This is a genomic window from Marinobacter sp. VGCF2001 (assembly GCF_049943275.1).
Classification (GTDB): domain Bacteria; phylum Pseudomonadota; class Gammaproteobacteria; order Pseudomonadales; family Oleiphilaceae; genus Marinobacter.
Window position 1 is genome coordinate 149223 of the sequence record NZ_JBNFVX010000002.1, and the last position, 13099, is coordinate 162321.

Sequence of the window (13099 nt, forward strand, 5' to 3'; positions counted from 1 at the left end):
CATGGGCCGGAGCAAGGGAGCATCCGGCCCATGCCCATTCCGCTACTCCACCGTCACACTCTTGGCCAGGTTCCGTGGCTGGTCCACATCCGTGCCCTTCAATACCGCCACGTGGTAAGACAGCAACTGCAGCGGAACGGTATAAACGATCGGCGCGGTGATCTCATGCACGGACGGCAGTTGCATCACGTGGATGCCCTCTTCCGCCTTCACGCCCGCCGCCTTGTCAGCGAATACAAACAGCTCGCCGCCCCGGGCACGCACTTCCTCCAGGTTGGATTTGAGCTTTTCCACCAGATCGTTGTTCGGGGCCACGGTCACCACCGGCATTTCGCTGTCGACCAGGGCCAGGGGGCCGTGTTTGAGCTCACCGGCCGGGTAGGCTTCAGCGTGGATATAGGAAATTTCCTTGAGCTTGAGCGCGCCTTCCATCGCCACCGGGAACTGGGAACCCCGGCCGAGGAACAGGCTGTGGTTCTTGTCCATGAATGCCTTGGACATGGCCTCGATATCGGCATCCAGGGCCAGAATGTCGTTGACCTGTTTCGGTAACTGATGGATGGCGGCCACGATCTCGGCTTCTTTATCTTCGCTCAGGCCATTGTGGCGAGCCAGCGCCAGGGTGAAGATCAGCAGCGCCGTGAGCTGAGTGGTGAATGCCTTGGTGGACGCCACACCAATCTCGGGGCCGGCCTGGGTCATTATCACCAGGTCAGACTCCCGCACCAGTGAGCTGCCCGGCACGTTGCAGATGGCCAGCGCGGCCCGGAAGCCGGCTTTCTTGGCCTGGCGCAGTGCCGCCAGGGTATCAGCGGTCTCGCCGGACTGGGAAATACACAGGAACAGGGTATCCGGCTGGATCACGTGCTTGCGGTAGCGAAACTCGGAGGCCACTTCCACCGAACAGGGTACGCCAGCGAGATCTTCAATCCAGTAACGGGCCACCATACCGGCGTGGTAGGAGGTGCCGCAGGCAATGATCTGAACATGGCGCACGTTGTCCAGCAGGTTGGCGGCGTCTGTGCCCAGCGCCTGCTCCAGCACCCGGCTGTCGGTAATCCGGCCTTCCATGGTGGCCTTGATCACTTTCGGCTGCTCGTAGATTTCCTTGAGCATGAAGTGGCGGTACTCGCCTTTGTCGGCGGAATCGGCAGCGTGTTCGAAGCGGGTGATCGGGCGTTCGACCTTCTGGCCATCGCGATCGTGGATGGCAACACTATCCTTGCGAATGTCGGCGATGTCCCCTTCCTCGAGGAACATGAAACGGTCGGTGACCGGCAGCAGTGCCAACTGGTCCGACGCAATAAAGTTCTCGCCAATGCCCACGCCAACAACCAGCGGGCTGCCTTCCCGGCACACCACCAGATGGTCGGGCTCATCGGCATGAACCACCGCCAGAGCATAAGCACCGCGTAGCCGCTGAATAGCGGCCTGGACGGCATCGTACAGCTTGCCCTGTTCCCGGTAGTATTTCTCAATCAGGTGCGCGACCACTTCGGTGTCGGTCTGGGAGGTGAAATCAAAGCCCTCGGCTTTCAGTTCGTCCCGCAGTTCCTGATAGTTTTCGATGATGCCGTTGTGAACAATGGCCAGACGCTCACCGGACATATGCGGGTGGGCATTCAGCTGGGACGGCTCGCCGTGGGTGGCCCAGCGGGTGTGGGCAATGCCCAGGTGACCGTCCAGCGGATTGGTGGCCACGGCATCGCCCAGCGCGGCAACTTTGCCCACTTCCCGGGCACGCTGCACTTGCTGACCGCCGTTGATGACGGCCATGCCGGCAGAGTCATACCCGCGATATTCCAGGCGGCGCAGGCCCTCCAGCAAAATCCCCTGGACGTCCCGCTCAGATACCGCTCCTACAATCCCACACATGCTCTTGTCACCTGTTCGTTAATCGTTGGTTACGCTTTTTTCGGCCGTTCCCAGCCGTCGATGTTGCGCTGCTTGCCGCGGGCAACCGCCAGTTCGCCTTCGTTGACACTCCGGGTAATGGTCGAGCCGGCGCCAATGGTGGCCTGGTCCGCAACGTTCACCGGGGCGACCAGTGACGTATTGGAGCCGACAAATACCCCGTCACCCAATACTGTCTGGTGTTTGTTCACCCCATCATAATTGCAGGTGATGGTGCCTGCACCCACATTCACATTACGGCCCAGGGTGGCGTCGCCCACGTAGCTCAGGTGGTTGATCTTGCTGCCCTCACCCACGATGGCTTTTTTGGTCTCAACAAAGTTGCCAACCTTGGTGTCAGCGGCCAGTTCAGTACCCGGGCGCAAGCGCGCGAACGGCCCGATCTGGGCGTTGGCCCCCACCACGGCGCCTTCAATCACACTGTTGGCCTTGATCTCGGCGCCATCGGCGATGGTGGCGTCCTTAATCATGCAATTCGGCCCGATCACCACGTTGCTGCCCAGGCTGACTTTGCCTTCGAACACCGCATTCACATCTATCCAGAGATCATTACCGATGGACAGCTCGCCACGCACGTCAATTCGGGCGGGGTCAGCCAGGGTCGCACCTTCGCTCATCAAACGTTCCGCCTGCTGGCGCTGATACCAGCGCTCGAGCTCGGCCAGTTGCAAACGGTTGTTCACCCCCTGAACCTCGAACGGATTGGACGGCTGCGACACAGTTACCGACAGGCCGTGCTCAACCGACATGGCGATGATGTCGGTCAGGTAGTACTCGCCCTGGGCATTGCTGTTCGAGAGCGTGGGCAACCACTGCTTCAGGTGGCGGGCGGAGACCGCCAGAATCCCGGTGTTCACTTCCTGTATGGCCTGCTGCTCCGGGCTGGCGTCTTTCTGCTCGACAATGGCCTGAACCCGGCCCTGCGCGTCCCGGACAATGCGGCCGTACCCCTGGGGGTTGTCCATATTGACCGTCAGCAGCGCCAGGTTCGTTTCATCCAGGCCGCTGATCATGGCGTCGAGGGTTTCTTTGCGGGTCAGTGGTACATCCCCGTACAACACCAGCACCCGAGCCGAATCGGGCAGCTCTGGCAGAGTCTGGGCGACGGCATGGCCGGTGCCCAGCTGCTCGGTCTGCAAAACCCAGTTGACGGACGGATCATCCAGGGAAGCCCGAACGGCGTCTGCGCCATGGCCAATGACCGTGTGAATTTTCTCCGCACCCAGCTGCTTAGCGGTCTCAACCACATGATGCAGCATGGCTTTACCCGCCACCGGGTGCAGCACCTTGGGCAGAGAAGATTTCATGCGGGAGCCCTGGCCGGCGGCCAGGATCACAACGTGTAACGGGCTCATGGGGCAATCGGCTCCGGTTTTATTAACATCCAAATAAGAAAAAACCGCGTCCCGGCGGATTCGCCGACGCTCCGTTTCCGGAACACCGGCCCCTCCACCTGAGGATGCGGTTCACTGTCAGGCCAGTCCGGGCACTGACGCAAGCTCTGCTTAACGCAGGTGCTTGCGCAGCTTCTGGATGGTGCGCAGCTGAGCGGCCGCTTCGGCCAGCTCGGCGGCGGCACGAGAATACTCGAACTCGCCTGTTTTGTTCGCCAGTGCCTTCTCGGCTTCTTTCTGGGCTTCCAGCGCCGCTGCTTCGTCCACATCCTTGGCTCGGACAGCGGTGTCGGCCATCAGGGTAACCAGATTCGGCTGTACTTCCAGGTAACCCCCGGAAACGTACAGGATCTCCTCACTGCCACCCTGCTTGATGATCCGCACTGCGCCGGGCTTGAGCCCGGACAGCAGCGGAGCATGGCCATACTGGATGCCAAGCTCACCCTCGGTACCGGTGGCGATCAGCATCTCCACCAGACCGGAGTAAATCTTTTCCTCGGCACTTACGACGTCACAATGTACGGTCATAGCCATTTCTTACGCCTCTTGGGTCTGAAAGACAAGAAGGAAGCTTACTTGCCTTCTTTCTCTTTCATTGCCTTAGCTTTCTCGATCGCTTCTTCGATGCCGCCGCACATATAGAATGCCTGTTCCGGCATATCGTCGTAGTCACCGTTGAGGATGCCTTCAAAGCTGGCAATGGTCTCTTTCAGGGAGACATATTTACCGGGTGCACCGGTAAAGACCTCGGCAACGTGGAACGGCTGCGACAGGAAGCGCTCGATTTTACGGGCGCGGGCTACGGTCAGCTTGTCGTCTTCCGACAGCTCGTCCATACCCAGAATCGCGATGATGTCTTTCAGTTCCTTGTAACGCTGCAGAACGTTCTGAACACCACGGGCCACGTTATAGTGCTGCTCACCAATCACCAGCGGGTCCAGCTGACGGGAGGTGGAATCGAGCGGGTCGATGGCCGGGTAGATACCCTTGGAAGCGATGTCACGGCTCAGTACCACGGTCGCATCGAGGTGCGAGAAAGTGGTCGCCGGAGACGGGTCGGTCAAGTCATCCGCCGGTACGTATACCGCCTGGATAGATGTGATAGAGCCGGTCTTGGTGGACGTGATCCGTTCCTGAAGCTGGCCCATCTCTTCCGCCAGAGTCGGCTGGTAACCTACCGCTGAAGGCATACGGCCCAGCAGTGCAGATACCTCGGTACCGGCCAGGGTGTAACGGTAGATGTTGTCGACAAACAACAGTACGTCACGGCCTTCGTCACGGAACTTCTCAGCCATGGTGAGGCCGGTCAGGGCCACACGCAGACGGTTTCCGGGGGGCTCGTTCATCTGGCCGTAAACCATGGCCACCTTATCGAGAACGTTGGACTCCTTCATTTCGTAGTAGAAGTCGTTACCTTCCCGGGTACGCTCACCCACACCCGCGAATACGGAGAGACCGGAGTGCTCTTTCGCGATGTTGTTGATCAGCTCCATCATGTTAACGGTCTTGCCTACGCCGGCACCGCCGAACAGGCCAACCTTACCACCCTTGGCGAACGGGCAGATCAGGTCGATAACCTTGATGCCGGTTTCCAGCAGGTCCGCAGATGCGGCCTGGTCGGCGTAGCCCGGTGCCTTGCGGTGGATAGCCCAGCGCTCTTCTTCACCGATGTCGCCCTGCTCGTCGATGGGACGACCCAGAACGTCCATGATCCGGCCGAGAGTCGGGGTACCCACGGGTACTGAAATCGGCTTGCCGGTGTTTTCTGCTTTCAGGCCACGCTTAAGGCCCTCAGTGCTGCCCATGGCGATGGTACGAACAATGCCGTCACCCAGCTGCTGCTGGACTTCCAGAGTTGTCTCGCCACCTTCAAGCAGCAGTGCGTCGTAAACGCTTGGAACGGAGTCACGTGGAAATTCCACGTCGATAACCGCGCCAATGATCTGAACGATGTGTCCGCTACTCATGCTCGGTTCCTCGTTATCTTGATAGTCAATAAAACCAGTAGGTCTGTGAGCGTTAACCAACCGATGCCGCGCCGCTCACAATCTCCGAAATCTCTTGTGTGATCGCTGCCTGACGGGCCTTGTTATAGGCCAGCTGAAGCTCGTCGATGATGCCGCCAGCGTTGTCTGTCGCGCTCTTCATGGCAATCATCCGGGCAGCCTGCTCACAGGCCAGATTTTCTACCACGCCCTGATACACCTGGGATTCGATATAACGTGGCATCAGCCCGTCAAGGATCGGACGGGAATCCGGCTCGTAGATGTAATCCCACTGGTGACCGATGTCGTCATCGCTTTCCGGCAGAGGCAACAACTGCTCTGCCTTCGGGCTTTGGGTCATGGTGTTCACGAACTCGTTGCTGATCAGGTACAGGCGATCGATTTTGCCTGCCTCGAACGAATCCAGCATCACCTTGACGCTGCCAATCAGCTTATCCGCACTGGGGTTATCGCCCAGGTGCGTGATGGCTGCCACTACATTTCCGCCGTAGCTGCGGAAGAAAGAGGCGCCTTTCTGGCCGATGGCACAGATATCGGTCTCAATACCTTGCTCTTTCCATCCACGCATTTCTTTCACGAGCAGCTTGAACGCGTTGGTGTTCAGACCACCGCAAAGGCCGCGATCAGACGAGACGACAATATAGCCTACCCGTTTGACCTCGCGCTCCTGCATGAACGGATGACGGTAATCTTTATTGGACTTCGCAATGTGTCCGATTACCTGACGCATCTTTTCAGCGTACGGGCGGGTTGCCTGCATACGCTCCTGAGCTTTGCGCATTTTGCTCGCGGCTACCATTTCCATGGCAGACGTGATTTTCTGCGTGCTCTTGATGCTTCCGATCTGGTTACGTATTTCTTTTCCGACGGCCATAAGTCACTGCCTTTTCAAGTTAGACACTCAAATGGACCAGCAGGCCCGCTTTACGGCGGGCCCTTTGGATTTACCAGCTCTGAGTGGTCTTGAATTTCTCCAGAGCAGCTTTAAGGCCGGCAGTGATGTCGTCGTTGAAGTTACCTTCAGGGCCGATCTTGTCCAGAAGCTCTTTCTGCTCAGACCGCATCCAGTCCAGCAGCTGTGCTTCGAACTTCACAACCTTGTTGACATCCACATCGTCCAGGAAGCCTTCGTTTGCTGCGTACAGTACCGTACCCATTTCCGCAACGGTCATCGGGCTGTACTGGTTCTGCTTCATCAGCTCGGTAACGCGCTGACCGTGCTCCAGCTGCTTACGGGTTGCTTCGTCAAGATCGGAAGCGAACTGGGCAAATGCCGCCAGTTCCCGGTACTGGGCCAGGGCCAGACGGATGTTACCGCCGAGCTTCTTCATGATCTTGGTCTGGGCTGAACCACCTACCCGGGATACCGAGATACCGGCGTTCATCGCCGGACGGATACCGGAGTTGAACAGGTTGGTTTCCAGGAAGATCTGACCATCGGTGATGGAGATCACGTTGGTCGGAACGAATGCAGAAACGTCGCCGGCCTGGGTTTCGATGATCGGCAGCGCGGTCAGGGAACCGGTCTTGCCTTTCACTTCACCGTTGGTGAGCTTTTCGACTTCGTCGGCATTGATCCGGGAAGCGCGCTCCAACAAACGGGAGTGCAGGTAGAACACATCACCCGGGAATGCTTCACGTCCTGGCGGACGACGCAGCAGCAGTGAGATCTGACGGTAAGCAACGGCCTGCTTGGACAGGTCGTCGTACACGATCAGAGCGTCTTCACCGCGGTCACGGAAGAATTCACCCATGGAGGTACCGGAGTACGGAGCCAGGAACTGCATGGCGGCCGGATCAGCAGCACCGGCAGCAACCACAATGGTGTGGTCCATGGCGCCGTGCTCTTCGAGCTTGCGCACAACCGCCGCGATGGACGACTGCTTCTGGCCAACGGCCACGTAGATACACTTGATGCCGGTGTTCTTCTGGTTAATGATCGCGTCGATGGCCACGGCGGTCTTACCGATCTGGCGGTCGCCGATGATCAGCTCACGCTGGCCGCGACCGACGGGAACCATGGTATCGATGGCTTTCAGGCCGGTCTGCACCGGCTCATCCACCGACTGACGCGCGATTACGCCAGGTGCGACCTTTTCGACCGGGGAGGTCAGGCTGTTGCCCAGCTCGCCCTTGCCGTCGATCGGATTACCCAGAGAATCCACAACGCGGCCCAGCAGTTCGTTACCCACCGGAACTTCCAGGATACGACCGGTACAACGTACCTTCTGGCCTTCCGCCAGGTCTTCGTAATCGCCCAGAACAACCGCACCAACAGAATCGCGCTCCAGGTTCAGCGCCATACCATAGATGCCGTTGGCAAATTCGATCATCTCGCCGTACATAACGTCGGCAAGACCGTGGATCAGCACGATACCGTCAGAAACAGACAGAATCGTACCTTCGTTCTTTGCTTCGGAAGAGATGTCGAGCTTTTCGATTCTCTTCTTGATGATGTCACTGATCTCGGATGGATTCAGTTGCTGCATGCCTTTGTCCTCAAACCTTGTGCTGAAATCAGGAGTCCAGAGCCCTGGCCATTCTGGCCAGTTTGCCTCGGACTGAAGCGTCGATAACCAGGTCGCCTGTTCGTACGATCACGCCACCGATCAGGGTCTGATCCACAGTGGCCTCGAGTTCGACCTTGCGCTCCAGCTTTTTGGACAGTGCGTCGATCAGTTTCTGCTGCTCGTCGGACGACAATTCAAACGCGGAGTCGATGGTCAGATGTACCGACTTCTCGAGCTCTGCACGGTACAGACGGAACAGCGCCGAAACTTCTGGCAACAGGGCCAGACGCTTGTTTTCAGCAAGAATCAACAGGAAGTTTCTGAGTGCTTCTGGCAGCGGCTCTTCAAAACAGTCTGCGAAGAGTTCAGCCTTGCGTTGCTCAGACAGGCCCGGGTTGGCCAGGATGTTCTTTACCTCTTGGTCAGCCGCGACCTGAGCGGCAAAAGCCAGAGCCTGATCCCATTGATCAACGGCGCTCTGGTCCTGCGCGGCATCAAAAACGGCCTTCGCGTAGGGTCGGGCTAACGTTGTCAGTTCTGCCATGATGACCCTCGTTTAGAGTTCTGCGGCCAGCTTGTCCAGCATCTCGCTGTGAGCTTTGGCGTCTACAGAGGTTTCCAGGATCTTCTCGGCACCGGCAACGGCCAGAGTGGCCACTTCTGCTCTGAGTGCGTCGCGAGCCTGAACACGCTCCTGTTGAATTTCCGCCCTGGCCTGTTCAATAAGCTTGTCGCCTTCTTTGCGGGCATCCTCTTTGGAGGCTTCCACAATCTGGGCGGCACGCTTGTTGGCCTGGTCAATCAGGGCTGCAGCTTCTTCTTTCGCCTTTTGCAGTTCTTTGGTGGCTTTTTCCTGGGCCAGTTCCAGATCGAGGGATGCCCGATCGGCCGCGGAAAGACCATCTGCAATTTTCTTCTGGCGCGCTTCCATGGCTGCCGTAATCGGCGGCCATACATATTTGACGCAGAACCAGACGAAAATAGCGAAGGCAATCGATTGCCCTATCAACGTAAGGTTTATATTCACGGCGATATACCTCTTGCTATTCGTTGCGTCCCGGTTTCCGGAAGGAGGGGCGCGGCCTCAGCCGGCGCCCACAGCTCTCGGTTTTCGATTAACCAGCAACAACGAAGATCAGGTACATCGCGATACCAACACCGATCATGGGAACGGCGTCAAGCAGACCAGCCATGATGAAGGCTTTGGTTTGCAGCTGGTTGGCCATTTCCGGCTGACGAGCAGTAGACTCGAGCAGCTTGCCACCCAGCAGACCGAAACCGATACCGGCGCCCAAAGCACCCAGACCGATGATCAACGCAGCTGCGATAAATACCATTTCCATTGAGAACTCCTCAGTTTTTCAGATAGTTAAGGGTTTGTGTATTTAAGGGTAAATCAGTGATCTTCGTGCGCTGCACTGAGATAAACCACAGTGAGCACGGTAAAAATAAAGGCCTGAAGCGGGATCACCAGAATGTGGAAGATCGCCCAGGGCACGTTCAATGTCCACTGAACCCACAGTGGCAACAAGGCAATCAGGATAAACACCACTTCGCCGGCGTACATATTACCGAACAAACGCAGTGCCAGACTGATGGGCTTGATGATCAGTGCCAGGATTTCCAGCAGCAGGTTGAACGGAACCATAGACCAATGATTGAACGGGTTAAACGCCAGTTCCTTACCGAAACCGCTCACGCCTTTTACCTTGAAGCTGTAGAACAGGATCAGCAGGAAAACACCCATGGAGATACCGAAGGTACCATTAGGATCGGTGGTTGGCACAATCTTGAAGTATTCAAGCCCCATTGCGTGGGCGATCGACGGAATATAATCCACCGGAATCAGCTTCAGGATGTTCATCAACAGAATCCAGACGAAAATCGTCAGTGCCAGCGGGGCAATCAACGGGTTCTTGCCGTGGAAGACGTCGCGCACAAGACCCTGTACAAATTCGAAGGTCATTTCGACCAGGTTCTGCAAGCCGCTCGGCGTACCTTCGGTGACCCGGTTCGCCACGAAGCGGAACAGCCCCAGGAACAGGATGCCCATGGCAATCGACCAGCCGAGGGTATCGACGTGGACGGCCATAAAGCCCATGTCTGCGGCTTCCTGGCCGGTGCGCGCGAAGGTCCAGCCGGCCTCCTGCACGACACTGCCATCCGCACGCTCATAGCCTGCCGGAAGCTTGCCGTAGGTAAGGTTGGTAAGGTGGTGTTTTATATACTCTACTGGGGTATCAGCTGCCATACTGCTCTCGTCCAGTCATCGCTGTGGTCGCGGCCGGATGAGCCAGCGTAATGCCGTACCCAACACAACCATCACAGCAAAAGTGAATAACAGAGCCGGTACATAGACTGGCTCCATTAAAGTGAAAACGGCCGCAAAAAACACTGCGGTAAGGGCCAGCTTGATGCTTTCAGCCCTGAATATGTTGCTCACTGCCAGGTGCATGTGTCGGGCACCCTGATAACGATACACGCGGTGAGCAAAGTACGCGTTTGGTATGACAAAAATAAGACCGCCAACAAAAGCGGAATACCCGGCCAAACGACTTTCCAGTAACCACAACAGGCTCAGAATCAACAGAACCGCCATCTCTATGATCAACCACTTGCCAAGCGGTACGTACGTGATGGCTTTCGAAGTACGGTTCATATCACCAGCTGTTATTCCAAGCGCGCGGAATTATATGTGTTAACCGAAGGGGGTTCAACATAACCGTACGGAAAAATTGACGAAAAAATAACCACCCTCTGCCACCCGGAAACGGAGTTTTACACAGGTTGTGTTTTTCATCGATTACCACAACCATATGTGGTGTTTACAGCCGCTGACGGCACTTTCGGATGATTTTCGGGTTTTGATCATCAAATTACTGGATATGCCCCAGAATACCGTCGAGTTCGTCAAGCGAACTGTATTCGATCACCAGCTTGCCCTTGCCGCGCTTACCATGGTTGATGGCCACCCGGGCCCCCAAACGGTCAGACAAATCATCCTGCAGCGCCCGAATGTTCGGGTCCAGGGCCGGCTTGGCGTTATCTGCTTCGTCTGGTTTCTCCTGTTGCACCCGGCGCACCAGGGCTTCGGTCTGACGTACCGACAGGGATTTGGCAACCACCTGGCGGGCAACCTGAATCTGTTGCTCGGGCGGCAGGGTCAACATGGCCCGACCATGACCCATCTCCAGATCGCCATGCTCCAGCATCACCCGCACATCCTCGGTCAGGCCAATCAGCCGCAGCAGGTTGGTGATGGTGGTACGGGACTTGCCGACCGCTTCGGCCACCTGGGCCTGGGTCAGTCCGAACTCGTCCTGCAGTCGCTGGAGGGCAAAGGCTTCTTCGATGGGATTAAGGTTTTCCCGCTGGATATTCTCGATCAGCGCCATGGCAATGGCGGCTTCGTCGGTAACATCCCGGACAATGGCAGGGATGCGATCGAGTTCTGCCATCTGGGTGGCCCGCCAACGGCGCTCACCGGCAATCAGTTCATAGCGGCCTTCACTGATCGGGCGAACCACCACCGGCTGCATCACGCCTTGCTGGCGAATCGAATCCGCCAGTTCCTGCAGGGCGGCCGGGTCCATGTCCCGGCGCGGCTGGTAACGGCCCCGCTGAATCAGGTCGACAGGAATTTCCCGCAGTTCACCATCGTGGTCGCTGGTTTCTTCATTGAGATTCACCTTCGAGCCCTGGAGCAGCGCCCCAAGCCCCCGTTCGCCCAAACCTCGCTTCTTCGCCGCCATGGTGTTTGTCATTCTTCCTGTTGAAATAGTGGATGCATGGTTGCCTGGAGGCGGCCTATCTTACACCGCCACTGCCGTGGATGTCTTTTTGGTTCCATGCCGGCGCACCATTTCTCCGGCCAGGGCGAGGTAGGCCACGGCGCCCTTGGACACCCGGTCGTACTTGAGCGCCGGCATACCATAACTGGGTGCCTCTGCCAGTCGCACGTTACGGGGAATCACCGCGCGGTACACCTTGTCGCCGAAATACTCGCTGAGCTGGCCGGAAACATCCAGCGTCAGGCTGTTTCGCGGGTCGTACATGGTGCGCAGGATGCCTTCGATTTCCAGCTTTGGGTTTACCGTTTCCTGAATCTGCTGAACGGTATTCATCAACGCCGCCAGGCCTTCCAGAGCGTAATACTCGCACTGCATGGGAATAAGCACCGAATCCGCAGCGGACAGCGCATTCACCGTCAACAGGCTGAGCGACGGCGGGCAATCGATCAGAATATAATCGTAATTCTCGCGTACCGTATTGAGCGTCAGGCGCAGCCGATGTTCTCGGCCGATCTCATTCATCAGCTCCACTTCGGCGGCGGTCAGGTCGCCATTGGCCGGCAGCAGATCAAAGCCGGATGCCTCGGCGTGGATAATCACCTCGGCCGGCTTGGCGCGCTTGGTCAGGACGTCGTAACCGGACAGCTCCAGCGTATTTTTATCCACACCACTGCCCATGGTGGCGTTGCCCTGGGGGTCCATATCCACCAGCAATACCCGGCGTTTGGTGGCCGCCAGAGACGCGGCGAGATTGACGCAGGTGGTGGTTTTGCCCACACCGCCTTTCTGATTGGTCACAGCAATCACGCGCGCCATGCTTTGCCTCCTGCTATTGGGATTACCGGTGTTGTTCAGCCCGGGCGACGATCAACAAATGCCGTTCGCCATCTGCGCCGGGAACATTCAGCGAATGACTGGATTCTACCTTCCAGCCGGCTGGAAGGGCAGCCACTTCATCTTCCGGATACAGGCCTTTCATGGCAAGGAACTCGCCTTCGGGGGCCAGCAAATCCTCGCACCAGGCCACCAGATTCTCCAGCGCGGTAAACGCCCGGCTGCTGATCTGGGTGAAACGCTGCGCCGGCTGGCAATCCTCGGCGCGACCGTGGATAACTTCGACATTTTTCAGACCCAGCTCCAGCACACACTGATTCAGAAACCGGGTTTTCTTGCCATTGCTGTCCAGCAACGTGAAGTGCTTGTCAGGGAAAACGATGGCCAGCGGAATGCCGGGCAGGCCTCCGCCAGCGCCCACATCCAGCAGATAGTCGGTGGTTACCCAGGGCAGCACACTGAGGCTGTCCAACAGCTGCCGGGACACCATGGTCTGCGGATCACGCACAGCCGTCAGGTTGTATGCCTTGTTCCATTTATTCAGCAGGGCCAGAAAAGCCAGCAACTGGTGTTGCTGGTGATCACTGAACGACAGATTCATCATCGCCAGGCCATTCTGGAGCTGGCCCGGCCATTGTGGATAACTCATC

The 13099-nt window shown here is 57.6% G+C and carries 14 protein-coding genes; all 14 read right to left on the minus strand.

All coding sequences use genetic code 11. The features are described from left to right. Positions 1–42: 42 nt before the first annotated feature. Positions 43–1875, minus strand: coding sequence for a glutamine--fructose-6-phosphate transaminase (isomerizing) (gene glmS, locus ACP2AU_RS03880; protein WP_426374640.1), 1833 nt, complete (start codon positions 1873–1875; stop codon positions 43–45). 29 nt (positions 1876–1904) lie between these two features. Further along, entirely contained in the window at positions 1905–3269 is a 1365-nt protein-coding gene (gene glmU / locus ACP2AU_RS03885; protein ID WP_426374641.1) for a bifunctional UDP-N-acetylglucosamine diphosphorylase/glucosamine-1-phosphate N-acetyltransferase GlmU, read from the minus strand. Between the two features lie 150 nt (positions 3270–3419). Next, complete coding sequence (locus tag ACP2AU_RS03890; RefSeq protein ID WP_426374643.1) at positions 3420–3842, minus strand: F0F1 ATP synthase subunit epsilon; 423 nt, start codon at positions 3840–3842, stop codon at positions 3420–3422. 38 nt (positions 3843–3880) lie between these two features. Next, positions 3881–5275, minus strand: a complete 1395-nt coding sequence (gene atpD, locus ACP2AU_RS03895; protein ID WP_426374644.1) for a F0F1 ATP synthase subunit beta — start codon at positions 5273–5275, stop codon at positions 3881–3883. A gap of 52 nt (positions 5276–5327) precedes the next feature. After that, complete coding sequence (gene atpG / locus ACP2AU_RS03900) at positions 5328–6188, minus strand: F0F1 ATP synthase subunit gamma (protein ID WP_426374646.1); 861 nt, start codon at positions 6186–6188, stop codon at positions 5328–5330. Positions 6189–6258: 70 nt separating this feature from the next. Continuing rightward, positions 6259–7803: a F0F1 ATP synthase subunit alpha gene (gene atpA / locus ACP2AU_RS03905; RefSeq protein WP_426374647.1), complete on the minus strand. Its 1545-nt coding sequence runs from the start codon at positions 7801–7803 to the stop codon at positions 6259–6261. Between the two features lie 28 nt (positions 7804–7831). Then, a complete protein-coding gene (locus tag ACP2AU_RS03910; protein WP_426374649.1) occupies positions 7832–8368 on the minus strand; it encodes a F0F1 ATP synthase subunit delta in 537 nt (178 codons plus the stop codon). A gap of 12 nt (positions 8369–8380) precedes the next feature. Then, entirely contained in the window at positions 8381–8851 is a 471-nt protein-coding gene (locus ACP2AU_RS03915; protein ID WP_426374651.1) for a F0F1 ATP synthase subunit B, read from the minus strand. Positions 8852–8939: 88 nt separating this feature from the next. After that, a complete protein-coding gene (gene atpE / locus ACP2AU_RS03920; protein WP_014423137.1) occupies positions 8940–9167 on the minus strand; it encodes a F0F1 ATP synthase subunit C in 228 nt (75 codons plus the stop codon). Between the two features lie 53 nt (positions 9168–9220). After that, entirely contained in the window at positions 9221–10075 is an 855-nt protein-coding gene (gene atpB / locus ACP2AU_RS03925) for a F0F1 ATP synthase subunit A (protein ID WP_426374653.1), read from the minus strand. 15 nt (positions 10076–10090) lie between these two features. Further along, entirely contained in the window at positions 10091–10483 is a 393-nt protein-coding gene (locus ACP2AU_RS03930) for an ATP synthase subunit I (RefSeq protein ID WP_426374655.1), read from the minus strand. Between the two features lie 217 nt (positions 10484–10700). After that, positions 10701–11576, minus strand: a complete 876-nt coding sequence (locus ACP2AU_RS03935) for a ParB/RepB/Spo0J family partition protein (protein WP_426375075.1) — start codon at positions 11574–11576, stop codon at positions 10701–10703. A gap of 60 nt (positions 11577–11636) precedes the next feature. Further along, the gene (locus tag ACP2AU_RS03940) at positions 11637–12431 is read right to left on the minus strand and encodes a ParA family protein (protein ID WP_426374657.1); all 795 of its coding nucleotides are present in this window, start codon (positions 12429–12431) and stop codon (positions 11637–11639) included. A gap of 22 nt (positions 12432–12453) precedes the next feature. Beyond that, entirely contained in the window at positions 12454–13098 is a 645-nt protein-coding gene (gene rsmG, locus ACP2AU_RS03945; RefSeq protein ID WP_426374659.1) for a 16S rRNA (guanine(527)-N(7))-methyltransferase RsmG, read from the minus strand. Position 13099: the final 1 nt, after the last annotated feature.